Annotated in this window: 13 protein-coding genes and 1 pseudogene; 5 read left to right on the top strand and 9 right to left on the bottom strand. The window is 44.5% G+C overall.

All coding sequences use genetic code 11. From position 1 onward, the window contains the following. Window positions 1–22 precede the first annotated feature (22 nt). The gene (locus MKY28_RS03725; protein ID WP_076328215.1) at window positions 23–1,534 is read left to right on the top strand and encodes an ABC transporter permease; all 1,512 of its coding nucleotides are present in this window, start codon (window positions 23–25) and stop codon (window positions 1,532–1,534) included. Between the two features lie 76 nt (window positions 1,535–1,610). Further along, on the top strand, window positions 1,611–3,431 hold the full coding sequence (locus MKY28_RS03720; RefSeq protein ID WP_340934963.1) for an ABC transporter substrate-binding protein: 1,821 nt from the start codon (window positions 1,611–1,613) through the stop codon (window positions 3,429–3,431). 61 nt (window positions 3,432–3,492) lie between these two features. Here MKY28_RS03720 and MKY28_RS03715 read toward each other — a convergent pair whose 3' ends face one another. Both MKY28_RS03715 and MKY28_RS03710 read right to left on the bottom strand, forming a co-directional pair. Then, window positions 3,493–4,134, bottom strand: a complete 642-nt coding sequence (locus tag MKY28_RS03715) for a sugar O-acetyltransferase (RefSeq protein WP_076252810.1) — start codon at window positions 4,132–4,134, stop codon at window positions 3,493–3,495. Between the two features lie 61 nt (window positions 4,135–4,195). Beyond that, window positions 4,196–5,182 carry an ROK family protein gene (locus tag MKY28_RS03710; RefSeq protein WP_340934960.1) on the bottom strand — a complete coding sequence of 329 codons (987 nt, stop codon included), beginning with the start codon at window positions 5,180–5,182 and terminating at the stop codon, window positions 4,196–4,198. Window positions 5,183–6,214: 1,032 nt separating this feature from the next. On the opposite strand from MKY28_RS03710, the gene MKY28_RS03705 reads away from it, so the two are divergent. Beyond that, window positions 6,215–6,415: a hypothetical protein gene (locus MKY28_RS03705; RefSeq protein WP_026080945.1), complete on the top strand. Its 201-nt coding sequence runs from the start codon at window positions 6,215–6,217 to the stop codon at window positions 6,413–6,415. A gap of 265 nt (window positions 6,416–6,680) precedes the next feature. Here the strand turns inward: MKY28_RS03705 and MKY28_RS03700 are convergent, their stop codons facing one another. From MKY28_RS03700 to MKY28_RS03690, 3 genes and pseudogenes are all read right to left on the bottom strand, one after another. Next, on the bottom strand, window positions 6,681–7,139 hold the full coding sequence (locus tag MKY28_RS03700; RefSeq protein ID WP_047843914.1) for a GNAT family N-acetyltransferase: 459 nt from the start codon (window positions 7,137–7,139) through the stop codon (window positions 6,681–6,683). A 64-nt stretch (window positions 7,140–7,203) separates the two neighbouring features. Further along, window positions 7,204–7,425, bottom strand: a pseudogene (locus tag MKY28_RS03695) (hypothetical protein). Window positions 7,426–7,673: 248 nt separating this feature from the next. Continuing rightward, complete coding sequence (locus tag MKY28_RS03690; protein WP_340934957.1) at window positions 7,674–8,411, bottom strand: cyclase family protein; 738 nt, start codon at window positions 8,409–8,411, stop codon at window positions 7,674–7,676. A 200-nt stretch (window positions 8,412–8,611) separates the two neighbouring features. Between MKY28_RS03690 and MKY28_RS03685 the strand changes: the two genes are divergently transcribed. Beyond that, window positions 8,612–9,247: a type 1 glutamine amidotransferase family protein gene (locus MKY28_RS03685; RefSeq protein WP_340937816.1), complete on the top strand. Its 636-nt coding sequence runs from the start codon at window positions 8,612–8,614 to the stop codon at window positions 9,245–9,247. On the opposite strand, the gene MKY28_RS03680 is transcribed toward MKY28_RS03685, so the two are convergent. Continuing rightward, a complete protein-coding gene (locus tag MKY28_RS03680; protein ID WP_036668743.1) occupies window positions 9,231–10,157 on the bottom strand; it encodes an NADP-dependent oxidoreductase in 927 nt (308 codons plus the stop codon). The two genes, MKY28_RS03685 and MKY28_RS03680, sit on opposite strands and share 17 nt — an antisense overlap. 196 nt (window positions 10,158–10,353) lie before the next feature. Here MKY28_RS03680 and MKY28_RS03675 point away from each other — a divergent pair, with 196 nt between their 5' ends. After that, on the top strand, window positions 10,354–11,232 hold the full coding sequence (locus MKY28_RS03675; RefSeq protein WP_340934954.1) for a PhzF family phenazine biosynthesis protein: 879 nt from the start codon (window positions 10,354–10,356) through the stop codon (window positions 11,230–11,232). A 69-nt stretch (window positions 11,233–11,301) separates the two neighbouring features. On the opposite strand, the gene MKY28_RS03670 is transcribed toward MKY28_RS03675, so the two are convergent. The 3 genes from MKY28_RS03670 to MKY28_RS03660 form a co-directional block, all read right to left on the bottom strand. Then, window positions 11,302–12,249: an alpha/beta hydrolase gene (locus tag MKY28_RS03670; RefSeq protein WP_340934953.1), complete on the bottom strand. Its 948-nt coding sequence runs from the start codon at window positions 12,247–12,249 to the stop codon at window positions 11,302–11,304. A 110-nt stretch (window positions 12,250–12,359) separates the two neighbouring features. Beyond that, complete coding sequence (locus MKY28_RS03665; protein WP_036668609.1) at window positions 12,360–13,076, bottom strand: expansin EXLX1 family cellulose-binding protein; 717 nt, start codon at window positions 13,074–13,076, stop codon at window positions 12,360–12,362. A gap of 519 nt (window positions 13,077–13,595) precedes the next feature. Continuing rightward, a complete protein-coding gene (locus tag MKY28_RS03660; RefSeq protein WP_017687037.1) occupies window positions 13,596–14,801 on the bottom strand; it encodes a cation:proton antiporter in 1,206 nt (401 codons plus the stop codon).

The raw sequence follows: 14,801 nt of genomic DNA, 5'->3' as shown, positions 1-14,801 counted from the left end.
TACCTCTTAAAGCAGGTGTATTATGACAAACTCGTCCTTAACACAAGAAATGCGTTTCCGGCTTAAGTCTTCTCGAGAATATAGTCAGGCAAGCTTCGCCTGGATCACGTCCCTTCTCTTGACTGCCTTGTTGCTGTTCAACAGTTATGACTGGAGCGGGCAGACGTTCAAACCATTTCTGCTAACGATACTTGGGATCTATGTATTCTTCACACTGGTCCAAAGTGTCATCACCCTTCGGATTCGAAAAGACTTGATCCGTACGGGTACGATCTCTACTTTGACCCGCAGGTTAGCCTGGGTTCAGCTACTTGCCATCATTTCTGGCAATATATTTATCGTAACGGCAGCCTTTCATCTGATTCGAAAAGCCAGGAATGTGGAGTACACCTTTGCGGTATATATGCTGTTAACCCAGCTGTTCGTCATCGGTGTATCTGCGTTAAATGTTTTCAAACCTTATGTGGCTGACAACTTTCTGCCAGCTATGGCGGTGCTCATATTTATTCTGGTCATCGACCTGGTCGTACTGATTATCGTATCCCGATATAACGCGACCTCTATCCTCCCTCGCTGGATGATCGGTGTCAGTGTAGTGCTGATTCTGACCTCAATCACAGGTAATGTATTTGCCCTATTGCTCGGCATTTCCATTATTGGGCGCATTCGCAGACAGGGGAAACAAAAATCAAACTTCTGGAATGATCTGTGGGAGCGACTTGCTCCAAATATGACTGCCATGTCCGGTTTGTTTTTTATCATTTTTCTGTTCTCGATATCGATTTGCAGCTTCTTTACTTTTGATTACAGCATGGCTGTGGAAAACAACTACTCCGCTCTGCTTCAACCCCCTTCCCTTGCGTATCCCTTGGGAACGGACGACTTCGGACGATGTTTATTTTCCCGGATTGTATTTGGTGCCCGGATCTCCTTAATCGTAGGTTGCATGTCGACCATCATTCCTGTGTTGATCGGTGGAGTCCTCGGAGCATTCTCCGGCTTCTACGGAAGGCATACGGATAACATCATCATGCGGCTGCTGGATATTCTCTATGCGATTCCGGGAATTCTGCTCGCCATTGCCATTATTGCGGCGTTTGGAGCCAATACGGTCAATCTTATTCTGGCGCTGAGTCTGGGTTCGATCCCAACTTACGCCCGTACCATGAGAGCCAGTGTGCTCTATGTATCTACTTTTGAATTTGTGGAAGCTGCACGTGCACTGGGGTACAACAATCGTACGATTATTTTCAAACACATTATTCCCAACTCCCTTGCGCCCATGATTATCAAGTCCACACTCACGATTGGTGGAGCGGTTATCGCTACCAGCAGTTTGAGTTATCTGGGACTCGGCGTGGAGCCGCATATTCCGGAATGGGGTAACATTCTGAAGCTCGGCAGTACATACCTGGAGACCCACTCTTATCTGGCGATTTATCCAGGCTTGGCTATTATTCTGCTGGTTCTTTCGTTTAACTTTCTCGGTGACGGTCTGCGTGATGCGCTTGATCCCAAGCTGGAAAAGGCATAACTGATTCGTCGTTGAAATGAATGATATAGAAAAAAGAAATCACACATCACACATTCAAGATATGGAGGGTAATCCCATGAAAAAACGTACACTGATCTCATTACTATTAATTCTCGTCATTGTGATTTCCGGCTGCAGCGTAAAAACGAAAACTGAATCCCAGGCGGAGACCGCACCAGCGGACGCAACAGAAACTGCACAAAAACCGGCAGACATTGAACTGCTCGCCATGAGTTCTTCCGAAAATGATGTAAACATTGTGCGCGACCAGCTGACCAAAAACGGCTTCAATGTGAAGCTGAACCTGCAGCCGGATTACGGCAGCTTCAAATCCCAGCAGGATGCAGGGAATTATGACGTTGCTTTGTCCAGCTGGACAACGGTAACGGGTAATCCCGATTATGCCGTACGTTCTCTTTTCAAAACAGGTGGAGATTACAGTATCCTTGCAGATGCGGAACTTGATAAACTCATCGATCAGGCAGCTACTCAAACTCCAGATGAGTACAAAGACACGTACAAACAATTGGAAGATCGCTTGGTAACGGATCAGGCGTATATCGCTCCTCTGTACATTTCCCTGAAAAGTCAGGCTGTGAACCAAGACATTCTGAATGTCGACACCGTTCGTCTCTCCAAATCCCGCGCCATGGCTTGGGAACCGATTGAGTTCAAGGACAGCTCCAAAAATGCCAAAGATCCGTTGATTCTGACGCAAAGTGCATCCGTACTGACTTCCCTTGATCCAATCAAAGGAAACGACGGCTCCATCAACCAGTTGAACACCAATATGTATGTACGTCTCGTTAACTTGACGGATGACGATCAGCTGACAGCAGATGGATCACTGTCCCATAACTTCAGTATTGCTGAAGGTAATTCGGACTACTACTTCATTCTCAGAGACGATATCAACTTTGCGAAGATTGATAACAAAAAAGCCGTAGATACAGGAGAACGTGTCGGTGCAGATGATGTGATCTTCTCCCTGGATCGTGCTAAAAATAAAGATTCCGTTCCGGATCACCGGACGTACAGTCTGCATGAACATATCAAAGAAGCTGAGGTTGTAACGGATCTGAGTGCATTACAATCCATCAAACAATCCAGTGGTAATGGCACAATCCTCGAAGCATTGGAACAAGGATTGGGCAGCAAAATTACAGAACTCGTGACGGACAAAACCAAAGCAGATAATAGCGCAGGTAAATATCAGGTCGTTAAACTGACCACAACTGAACCTTTCCCGCAAGTACTGAACTATCTGGCTCACCAATCTGCGGGCATCGTGTCCAAAAAACAGGTGGAGAGCATCAACACATATGATGTAGCTTCCTTTGACGTCAACAAAGATATTCCTTACGGTGATCAGAACACGGTGACTGAAGGCGCAGCATACAATAACACCCTTTATACTAGCGGACCTTATATTTTGTCTTATAAAAATGACTATGAAGGTGTATTCTTAAAAAATCCGGCTTACCGTAAAGGCACGGAAGATGAGCCAAAAATTGCTCAGGTTAACGTCCGATTCATCGCGGATGCAGACAGTGCCCTCTCTGCTCTTCGCAGCAGTGAAATCCACTTATACTACGGTGTACCTGAAACCAAGTATGACATCATCGAAAATGACAGCAAACTGAAACTGCAAAGTCTGCCAAGTAACGCTGTCTCCTATCTGTTGTTTAATACGGCCAATCGTGAAGTTGCCAAGAGCAGTGACCTGAGAAAAGCCGTGCTGTACTCCATTAATCAGGATGAGATTTTGAGTTTCTACAAGAACAACAAACTCAAAGCATACTCTACAGTAAGCCCGCTCGTTCAGACCGGGAATGAATTGAAAGCTGATCCTGCAAAAGTAAAAGAATTCTTGAGTAACTACAACGCCTCCAAGTAAACGCATAACAAAAAAAAGGTTGTCACCAGGATCATCTATTTGATCCTGATGGCAGCCTTTTTTATTCTTCCAGCACACGGCAATCTGCCAGAACATCGGGATAGTTTCGCATGCTGTCCGCATCAGTAATTTTGCGAATAACTCTGCACGGTACGCCTGCTGCAAAAGAATGCGGTGGAATATCACGAGTCACCACGCTACCTGCTCCAATCACACAGCCGTCTCCAATCGTTACGCCCCCGCACACTGTGACGTTTGCCGAGATCCATACATCGTTTCCAATCGTGACCGGTTTGGCATAACATAGCGACTTCACATCACCGTTCTGGTCCACCATCTGTCTCCGCTCGCTGGCAATCATGGGATGAATGGGGGTAACAATCGTAACGTTGGGTCCAAAACTGGTATAGTCCCCGATCGTCACTTGCGCGTCATCTTGTATCGTCAGATTGTAATTACCAAAGAAATGCTCGCCTATCCGGGTATGCACACCATAATGAAAGAAGATGGGGCCTTGCATGAATCCGCCTTCTCCAATCTCTCCCAGTAGCTGTTGCAATATCTGATCCCTTTCCTCAGTCTGTTCTTCAAAGGTCTGACTGTAACGCTGACTGAGATTATGGGCTCGCCTTTTGATGATCTTTAATTCGGGATCACTTGGACTGAACAATACGCCCTTCATGATTCTCTCTTCTTCACGCATCATGAATCCTCCTCTACAAGAGTTAGCTTATCAAATAAAAGCCACAGACATGAACTGTGGGTTATAAGGCTTCTGATAGAATGCCTGACTTCAACGCCTGAAGCACCATTCCTCGTAACCCAGCATCAAAATCATGTTGGAACGAATCCTGATGTACGATCTCAGGCAACGACGGCATGGGGTGATCCTTCCCGTATTGTTTCCACGCCATATCCAGCTCTTCTCTCTCCACCCGTTCCTGATAAATGACAATCTGGTGCGGGGCAACGACGGCATTAATCGTTTGCAAGATGTGACATACGTTCACTACAAAATCATCTTTGCTCATGTCACGGTGCCAATCAGGTGAATAAGGAAGATACTTGATCTCACCAAACATCCCGTTTTTCCCACGGATCATCTGTCCATTCAACATCATGCCCATACCCGGCGGGTATCGGTTCGGAAAATAAATTCCTGCTACACTCTGTTCCTTCATATCCGCATGCTGTGTACAGTATCCGCTAATCGCTGCATTAACATCATTCTCCACGAGAACGTTCAGTTGGAACTCGCTCTCGATCTCCCGTATCAGATGTGAATGGATAAGCTCTTCATGACTGCTCACCGTGATGTCCCCATCCACGGCTTGCCCCGGAATACCGATGCCGATCATATCAATGGAGGGATACTCCTTAATGAAACGCGCGATAAGTTGCAGCATATGCTGTTTATCAAAAACAGGCAAGATGCGCTCTTCCTTCAACACAACCTTATTCTCCAGATTCATGACCGTCGCCGAAATCAACTCCTGGCCTTTCATCTCTTTGATGTAAAGAACCAAAGCAAGCTTGAAGTTATAATTATATCGATATGCCTGAGCAGGACGACCGCCGTTAGAGGGAACCACTTTATCCTGGAACAACTCTCCGCCATCACATAATTCCTGAATCAGCGCATTAATGGTAACAACACTAAGATTGGTTAATAAAGCTAATTGCGGTTTGGTCGCCGTCTCAATCTGCTGCATGACTTCACGCACATTATTCAAATTGATGTATTTCATCATTGTAGCGTTGGCTTTTTTCATAACCCTCTCGTTTCTACTCTGGTTCAATTGAGCCAAAGCAATGGTATGGATGTCATTCACACCATATCATAACATAATGCCTTACTCGAACACATGAGTTCCATCGTGCTGGAAAAGGATCGAAATCGGCCGAACTACTTTGTTCACTCAAACAAATCATCCATCGATTTCACAGGCTTCACTTCAATCGGTTGCTTTGACAAGACCATACTTGCATAGGTACCTGCCCATATTATAACTGCCATAATAACGTAGACCATCCATACTTACCTCCCTGTTTCATGCGGATTATGATTTTGCGATACTTACCACATGTGACTATTCCTCTAGTTAATAAATATACTTTATAAAGTGTATTATGTAAGTATGCGAGGATAGTAGTTCTTTGTCAATATGATTTATCCGATTCCCTCTCAGTCCAAGAAACAAGTGGAAAACATCACTACAACAACACGTATCATCTCGATGCTCATAATAAATAGCTGCCGACAGAATCATTCAACGATTCTGTCGGCAGCCATTTGTTCAATATACAAGCAGTTTATTTTGAATATATTCGCTGTACCCCGGGCAATAAGGTCACAACTTGGATACCCACTCCCCATGCAAAATAGACCAAGTGAATGATAGAGACATCCTGAATCCAGTACACCTGCGCCATAATCCAGATGATGAGAGCAAACCCCGTATACAACGAAAAAGTCCAAGCCCAATAGCGGTCAGGATAGAGATTCAGTCTCTCACCCAGCCCCTAATGAATGTAGCAGATGAGCGAAATAGCAATCGTTGAAGGCATCACGCCAAGAACCAGCAATAGGATGATCCCCGGGAACAAAAAACTGGCAAGAGGATTATACTCAAACCCTCTAGTACCATTCTCACACATGCCACGTATTGTTCCTGTGCTGCTTTTCACTATATTGATCTCGAAAATCATTCGTAATGGAAAAACTTGATAAAAGAACGTACGTTCGGTATAATGGGATTATCCTGAATAAGCGAGAGGCAGATATGGACGACAAATTTATTAAGGAATTACGCGAGATTAGTCGGGATGACAGACGAAGATCGGAATTTATGATTCAAGGTTTGAAGGAAACACTGCAAGAACGCAAAGAAGAAGGCATACTCAAGCGCTGGATACGGCGTAAGAAAACAGAGAAAAAAATCTCTCAAAGATTTAATCAAGATCCTCACTCGGATCAAAAGTAACAACATAAAAAGGAGGCGGAATACGCCTCCCTTGCTATTTACATATTTGAATCATTTAGACTTTGTTAGTTGTGACTTAACCCATAAGTTTGCCAAAGCACACATTTATGCTTCTAAATAAATCAAATCCTAGCTGAACTTGGTTCCTGATAAGCTTACTTACCTGTTACCAGTTAGCTAAATGAAAAAAGAGCAGCCTGCCAACCTGCAGTCTGCCCCGTGCTTTATGAACTAACGTTTCCCGTTAGCTTATAAGTAAGGGTCTCTATAGCTCTTTTACCATCTTCACAACTTCAATTTCATAATTTAAATGCTTATAGAAATTTACGGCACGAAGGTTATTGTTAAAGACATTCAGTATAAGCTGTCGATAGCCTTTTTGCCTTGACCACTCTTCTGCTTTGGTCATGAGTCCCTTGCCGACCCCTTTTCCTTCTCCTTGTGGAGAAACCGCAATCGCCACAATATAGCCTTGTTCTATATCGTTCAATTTATCTTTATGCGGCTGTACTTCAAGGAAACCCAGTAGCTCTCCTGTTTCATCTTCCGCCACAAAAATCTCAGTACCAGGAGAAAGATTGTCTACTGATTCTTGGGCTAGGCTGAGCTGTGATTCTTCCATTTTGTCTGGATCACGCCAGCTCATCAGCTCAAAGTCCATAAATCGTAAAGCCAGACTTACAATGAAATCTTTATCGGACTCTTGAAAAGCTCTAATCTGCATACACTTACCCCTTATATATAATATAAATTATGGAATACCTGTTCTAATCTTAAAATTAATGCCGTTATTTCTCCCAAAGCTCGACCAGTCGACCTTCAGGAAATTCATTCAAAATAAACTTTCCAAATTCACTAGTCTCTTTTTTCTTTGCAAGAAGTACACTAATCTGTTCAAGATGCTTCATAGTCTCGTTTAGATTATGTACTTGGTACTTGGAAATTTAACATCACTTGTTGTTCTGTTGGAAAATAACTGTCATTCTTGATAAAGACTGTACCTTTTTTATAACTTCAAGATTCTTAGTTCTCCAAAATACTCCTCCGAAACCTTATATCATCGTATCTAACTCCTGTCTATCATCAAATTTTTAGCTATCCGATTACATTAAATATTCGAGGTTTAAATTAAAATACCTTTTTCAACTATTCTGCCCGTTAGTTGAAAGACAGCCGACTATTTAGCCGGCTGTCTGCTTGAGTATCATTCTGAGTTCTGTGCCGGATTTATCTATTTCAGCTTTTGATCTACCCCGTTTTACGGCAGAATGGCAAAAGACCGGACTGGGAAACCAGAAGCTTTCTCCGCTTTGGGTACAATATTGAAAATAACAGCGCCCTTGGCCGGCACCTGATCCAGGTTTGTTAACAGCTCAACTTGATATGTATCCTGGGCAAGTACATAATATTCTGCCAGAAGTGCTCCATTCTTCTGATAATCCACCGCTGAATCCGTGTCAAAGGTTTCATGCCCAATGGCTTGCACTTTTCTTTCCTCGAATAAAAACATGAGCGCACTAACCGACCAGCCGGGTGCATGACTGTTGCCCTCCGCATCCTTGTTATCAAATGTTTCATGGTTAGGCCAGCGTTTGCTCCAATCGGTACGTAAGGCTACGAAACTTCCCGCTTCAATCACGCCATGCTCTCTTTCAAATGCAAGAATATGCTCCACATCCAGTGTGAAATCCGGATTGTTCTCTACTTCGGCGGACTGGTCAATGACCACAAGCGGGAGCACAAGCTCCTTCAAACCTAGTTCATCCAGATACCGGGTATCCCGAACGAAGTGGATCGGCGCATCAAGATGTGTCCCGTATTGACCCGGGAACTTGAAGCTCTGGGCAAAGAAACCTTGATCGTGATCAAACAGGGTATCGAATTGTGCTGCCTCAAAAGCTGAAAAATGTGGAGAGCCTGGACCAAACGTATGGGTCAGATCCACCCATTTCTTTTCTTTTAACAATTGAATGGCTTGAATGAGTTCGTTGGACATCCTAATCACCTCATGCACAAAATGGAATAAATTTCTCCTATTATATCTTATTCCACTACAATTGGGGAGCAGTCCCTATATTGGTTCTTAGGGCTGTTAATTTTCAAATTCAAAAACTTCACTGACCGTAGATGTCAGTGAAGTTAATTTATAATACAAGAGTAATCCATTCAATCATGAAAACAAAAGGAGCATGTATGATGCAAACGAAGAACGTATATCTATATGTATTTGATACGATGGCAGACTGGGAGGTAGGATATCTAACTGCTGAATTGAACTCGGGAAGGTATTTCAGGAAAGAGATCCAGCCTTTACAGGTCGTAACCGTAGGCGTGGATAAACATCCGGTAACTACCATGGGAGGATTGAACATCCTTCCTCATATTTCTATTGATGAATGTACATTGAAAGGTGACGACCTCATCATTCTTCCGGGAGGAAACACCTGGATGGACACCATCCATGATCCCCTATTGAAAAAAGTTGCTGCCTCTATAGAAGAGGGTACGGTTATTGCGGCGATTTGCGGTGCGACAGTTGCACTTGCAAAAATAGGAATACTGGATTCCAGACAGCATACAAGCAATGATTTAGAATACCTGAAGATAATATGCCCAGATTATACAGGAGAAACCTATTATGTAACGGAGCCTGCAGTAACCGATGGAAATCTAGTTACTGCATCTGGAATAGCTCCGTTAGAATTTACAATGCATGTGTTGAAGCTGTTGAATGTCTATACACCAGAAACCTTACAGGCCTGGTACAATCTATATCAGACTCATGAGTCCAAATACTTCTACGAGTTAATGAATTCTATTGCACCTGAATAACCAGTTTCCCGCGGGTATGATGGGTTTCACTCTTCTCATGTGCTTCCCTTACTCCCTGTTGAGTTAGCGGGTACGTTCCATCAATAATCGATTTGAGCTTGCCTTCCGCAGCCAGTTCAGCCAATTGATCCAGTTGATCCCCTTTGGGCTCCATCATGAAGACGTTGGCCGTTACTCCGGCTTCCTTGGCAAGCTTCTCATCCGGTTGTTCCACCAAGGATACCAGATGCCCGCCAGACTTTAACACCTTGAAGCTATCGCGCTGAATATCACCGCCCATGGTGTCCAGCACAACATCATAACCGGAGAGAATCTCCGAGAAATCTTCTTTTTTATAGTTGATAAAATGATCCACACCCAACGAACGAAGCAACGCTTCGTTTGATTCACTTGCCGTGGAAGCCACTTCAGCGCCGAGGGACTTGGCGATCTGAATGGCATACGTTCCCACACCACCTGCACCAGCATGAATGAGTACCTTCTGCCCTTTGCCTAAACGTCCGTGATCCACAAGTGCCTGCCATGCCGTCATCGCAGCCAGCGGGATCGCTGCCGCTTCCTCAAAGCTCAAGTTCTCCGGTATACGGGCAATAATGTCTGCATCAACAGCAACATATTCTGCATAGGTCCCGAATTGACGCGGACGTGCAAATACCCGATCACCTTCTCTGAACCTCGTGACATTTGAGCCTGCTTCAGCCACAATACCGGCAACATCGCCGCCCAGAATCAACGGAAAATTCTCCGCTGCTTCTTTCATATAACCTTGTCTGATTTTGAAGTCTACCGGATTCACCGACGTGGCATGTGTTCGAATTAATACCTGATTCACTCCACATGTTGGCTTGGCTACTTCTTGTTCCTTCAATTGTTCCGCTCCACCAAATTCCTCAATCACAATTGCTTTCATTAGAAATCCCAGCCTTTCCATTGATTATTGTTATACTCTCTCTCACTTCATTACCCTTTCCCGGCGATCACTTGACCTATTCATTCAAAATTCACAGCAATCTGGGATTCACAAGCCCGTTCAACAATCGTGATATAATGTCCATTATCGATTACGTTAAATCTTAACCCAATAACTGAACAAGCGAGGTAACACGATGGAAGTAGAAGTAAGTACATTACATTCATTTTCGGACAAGGCTCATGGCGGAAACCCCGCAGGTGTTGTTTTACAAGCAGCGCATTTGTCTGAAACCCAGATGCAGGAGATTGCCAGACAAGTCGGTTTTTCAGAGACTGCGTTTGTCATGCCATCGGATCAGGCTGATTTCAAAGTGCGTTATTTCACCCCAAGTGATGAAGTCGATCTATGTGGACATGCCACAATTGCTTTATTTTATCTAATGAAGACACAACATCTCGTTAATGTTGGTACATATACACTGGAGACACTGGCCGGAATTCTTAAAGTTGATATCGAAGTCAATGGAGAAGTCTATCTGTCTCAGACGTTGCCGGAGTTTGGGGAGATCGTGGATCGACAGCAGATTGCCGATTCGTTACGTATTTCTATGGAGGATTTGCATTCCGAGCTACCTGTACAGATCGTGTCTACCGGGTTACCCGATATCCTGATAGCTGTTAGGGATGTTGATGTTCTGACCAAAATCGACCCTGACTTCCAGCGTATCTCTGAAATATGCAAGGCTCATCATGCCGTAGGTTATCATGTGTTTACACTCGAATCAGATGCTGAGGACGTTCTGGCAGAATGCCGTAATTTTGCACCGCTTTATGATATACCGGAAGAGAGCGCGACGGGCACATCCAATGGTGCAATGCTCTGTTATTTATCCCAGTACAACCAGCTTTCAGATCCTCATCTTCACACGTACACGATCAGACAAGGGTATACCATGAACCGCCCCTCTGAGATCCGAGCCAGATTAACTTTGAACAGCTCTAATGAAATCACACAGATTCAGGTTGGCGGTAGCGCAGTTCATATCAGAAACATTCAAAAACACCTCCCTTAATGGAAGGTGTTTCACGTACTTAGGATATGTAAACTATCTTATGCGAAGCAGTGTAGTAGCCTGTGGTCATCATTGAATTTGTTGTAAAAATCGTAGTACCGCTACCTCCAACTGGTTCAGTCCTGGTTGCTCTATAGGAAAATGACCTGCCCCTTCCAAGATCACACATTCCTTGTCCACCACCAGACGATCAAAAAAAGATTGGCTGAACCTGATCGGTGTCATGGGGTCCAGTTCAGGGTGAACCAACAGGACCGGACACTGATTGAACTGTTCCGGGCTTACCTCCGGTTTTTTATTAAGGAATGTTCTTAATAATTCCAACGGAATACGTGTAGCTGCCGCTTGTGGATCATTCATAATAAGCCCGGTTAAGTCCTGGTTATTAGTAATCAGTTGCATTCGGGATACCTGTTTGACCGAAATACGTACATGATCTAGCAGACCAGGGAACAGATCCATCATCCGTTTTCCCGCCCGGCTTACCAGACGATTCGGTGCAAGCTGATCTCGCATTTCCTGATTACTCGTGTCTACAAATGTAGTTGCGATCAAACCCTTAACACGCTTGCTGCGTGCACTGGTGTGATAGGCAAGCATACCTCCGATGCTACTTCCCAATACAACGATTGGCTTGCCATCTTTTTTGTGTTCCCGTTCGATGAGTGACACAAGCAGCTCTATCCAAAGTTCGTAGTTAATACGTGTACCAGACATTGCGTAACTTAACCCATACGGCGGAAGATCTGGCGATACCACCTCGTATCCATGTCGCTGCAACATGCGGGCATACGGAGCGAGCAACCTGCCATTGCCTCCCGCACCATGAATGAACAGAATTTTGATTGAAGACTCCGACGCAGGCAAGCGATCGATATGCAGATGAACCCCATTTGACTCCCACCATTCTTCCTCAGGAGCTGTATGCTCCCCTAACCTCACTTCTTCCGGGAAAAAGGCCTGATACTGTTTCCAATAGGGATGTGTTGTCTGATATGAAGGCAAACTTTTTTTCATACGTTACATTCTCCTCTTTTTGTATACAAAAAAAAGCCGTACAGTGTACGACTTTTCGTTAAGAATACGTCTATGACCATACTTCTTTTTATAACAACTCCGTATATCTGTCAATCGGGAAACTGTACATTGCCCGGTACGATATATGCACCACCTGACCCATCATTAGGCAGAGCCGGGATCGTGTCATTTAATACCTGACCGCGAATATCGGTAATACGAACGTTTAATTTTTCTTTGCCCAGTCCAGTTCCGAGGAAATGATTATAGTCTTGCTTTTCAAGATTGAGCCACGTGCCATCCTTCTGTTTCACTTCGAACTTCAGCACCGGATATTTGTGATTACGAACCTGAATGGCTGCCCACCACTGACTGCTGCCTTCCTTGATCCGATAAGAGACGTTGCCTTGAATTGGAGCTTTGACCACTTTCCAACTAATATCGATTTTGCCTGCCTTTGGGTCACCGATCAGGTTAAAAGCATTCGGTGAGAGATCCAGCGCTCCGCTGGCACCCTCTGGATAGAGGTCTGTTACATAGACTGTTGTTTTGCCTTTAGGACCCTGCACCTCGAGATAGGCTCCCGCTAAAGCGGCTTTGACTCCGTTATAATTGAGTTGGAACGGATTAAGTGCAGTAATCTTCATGTCCGCCGGGATGGGATCAAGCAACACTGCACCTCCCGAGTAGCCTGAGCCTGTATACGTCGCGTAACCCTGATATGTATCGTTCCATGCGGCAGATGCAGGTAGAGCAAATAATACGAGACTGAGCAACATCCCTGTACCGGCCCATTTTAACCGTTGAAATCTACTTTTCTTGTTCATAAGCTATTCCTCCTCGTCATTCTAACTTCTGTTACATTGAAACATAAGTTGAACTAAAGAATATTTACACTTGCCACTCCGATGACAGAATAACCTTCCGATCACTGTTATCCCCAGATTTTTTGATTCAATTTTACAAAGGTGAAAATCTGTTGATAAAGGCGAACGCTCCGCTTCTTCAGGTTTCTTCTGTCCTCTACGTTCTCGTGTAAATGATCCATTCAACTGCTAGATTTGAATATAACATTATTTTACATAATAACTTCTTATTTTCAATCCCTCTCAACTAAATCACATCTTTAGTCCTGCCCGTGGATTTGAACATTCACGACCACGCACAAGATATGGATACATACCATAATTTGGTGAAGTAGGTATAATAACAAGGCTGTATTCGATGGGTTCCCCGTAATAAAAAAACGCCACACCCCGGAGTAATTTCGCTCTCCAAATGGTGTGACGCCTATTAAACACTACAGTCAGAATACCCGGTCTGTCCAAGGACAGCCAGCGTTTGACTCAACCCGTTTCCCTTCGTTTCATCCGCTTCCTTAGCCGCGCATACTGAGCATAGATCCGCGGAGATTCTTTGGTCAGGATAGGCCCCAGCACAGCCAGAATTAACACATACAACACGGCAAACGATTGGATGGATGCCATCAGCCCTCCGGCCTTGCCGATGTTCGCCATGATAATGGAGAATTCGCCCCGGGAGACCAGGGTAAAGCCCACATTCAACGAGGCCTTAGGGCTCATTCCAGCCAGTCTGCCAGCGATCATACCTGCACCATAGTTACTGGCAATCGTCAGAATAACGGCAATAATCGTCATCCCAACAGCTCCGCCAAGTGAAGCCGGCTCAATGGTCAGGCCAAAACTGAAGAAGAAAATTGCACCAAAAAAATCTTTGAAAGGCATGATCTGATGTTCAATCCGACTCACATGTCTTGATTCGCCCAACACAAGCCCCATCATCAACGCTCCAATAGCTTCCGCTACGTGCAGCGTCTCCGAGAAACCTGCTACCAGGAAGAGCAGTGTCATGACGGTAAGCAGAAACAACTCTGATGACTTGATATTCAGTGCCTTATCAATATATTTGATGCTTTTCCTGCCAATAATCAGGAACAGCACAATAAACAGCAGGGCAGACAGCGATACTAACAGAACACTTAAGAATGAAGTTGCCCCGCTGAGCACAAGCCCGGTCAGGATAGAGATATGAATCGCGATGAACAAGTCATCGAACATGATCATGCCCATAATAATCTCTGTTTCAGGGTTTGCCGTGCGTTTCAGATCAACGAGCACTTTAGCTACAATGGCTGTAGAAGAGCTGGTCATGATCCCGCAGACAACAAGTGTCTCCTGAAGGGGCAGATCCATGAACCACCCCAACAGCAATCCAGAGACAAAATTCAGACCAACATAGAACATGCCCCCGGTCAGAATGGCTTTGCCAGACTTTAATAACCGGGAGACCGAGAACTCCAAACCCAGATAAAATAGCAGAAACAAAATGCCAAGCCTGCCCATAAATTCAATAAAGGTCGAACTTTCGATAAAACGTAAATCCACTATGCCGATCTGTGGTGCATGTGGTCCAACAGCCATACCAATCAGGATATAGAAAGGAATGACCGAAAATCGTAATCGTGAAGATATCAGCCCAGTAAGTGTAATCAGCGCAACGGCAATTCCCACTTCGAATATGAGCATATCCAT

Source organism: Paenibacillus sp. FSL R5-0473, assembly GCF_038004565.1.
GTDB lineage: Bacteria > Bacillota > Bacilli > Paenibacillales > Paenibacillaceae > Paenibacillus > Paenibacillus amylolyticus.
Note: the sequence above shows the minus strand (reverse complement) of the source record. Positions and strands in the feature narration are given on the sequence as shown.

Coding starts and splice junctions, on each gene's coding strand:
- MKY28_RS03725 (WP_076328215.1), top strand. CDS start 23: ATGACAAACTCGTCCTTAACACAAGAAATGCGTTTCCGGCTTAAGTCT.
- MKY28_RS03665 (WP_036668609.1), bottom strand. CDS start 13,076: ATGAACAAGAAAAGTAGATTTCAACGGTTAAAATGGGCCGGTACAGGG.
- MKY28_RS03700 (WP_047843914.1), bottom strand. CDS start 7,139: ATGCAGATTAGAGCTTTTCAAGAGTCCGATAAAGATTTCATTGTAAGT.
- MKY28_RS03720 (WP_340934963.1), top strand. CDS start 1,611: ATGAAAAAACGTACACTGATCTCATTACTATTAATTCTCGTCATTGTG.
- MKY28_RS03705 (WP_026080945.1), top strand. CDS start 6,215: ATGGACGACAAATTTATTAAGGAATTACGCGAGATTAGTCGGGATGAC.
- MKY28_RS03680 (WP_036668743.1), bottom strand. CDS start 10,157: ATGAAAGCAATTGTGATTGAGGAATTTGGTGGAGCGGAACAATTGAAG.
- MKY28_RS03660 (WP_017687037.1), bottom strand. CDS start 14,801: ATGGATATGCTCATATTCGAAGTGGGAATTGCCGTTGCGCTGATTACA.
- MKY28_RS03715 (WP_076252810.1), bottom strand. CDS start 4,134: ATGCGTGAAGAAGAGAGAATCATGAAGGGCGTATTGTTCAGTCCAAGT.
- MKY28_RS03685 (WP_340937816.1), top strand. CDS start 8,612: ATGCAAACGAAGAACGTATATCTATATGTATTTGATACGATGGCAGAC.
- MKY28_RS03710 (WP_340934960.1), bottom strand. CDS start 5,182: ATGATGAAATACATCAATTTGAATAATGTGCGTGAAGTCATGCAGCAG.
- MKY28_RS03670 (WP_340934953.1), bottom strand. CDS start 12,249: ATGAAAAAAAGTTTGCCTTCATATCAGACAACACATCCCTATTGGAAA.
- MKY28_RS03675 (WP_340934954.1), top strand. CDS start 10,354: ATGGAAGTAGAAGTAAGTACATTACATTCATTTTCGGACAAGGCTCAT.
- MKY28_RS03690 (WP_340934957.1), bottom strand. CDS start 8,411: ATGTCCAACGAACTCATTCAAGCCATTCAATTGTTAAAAGAAAAGAAA.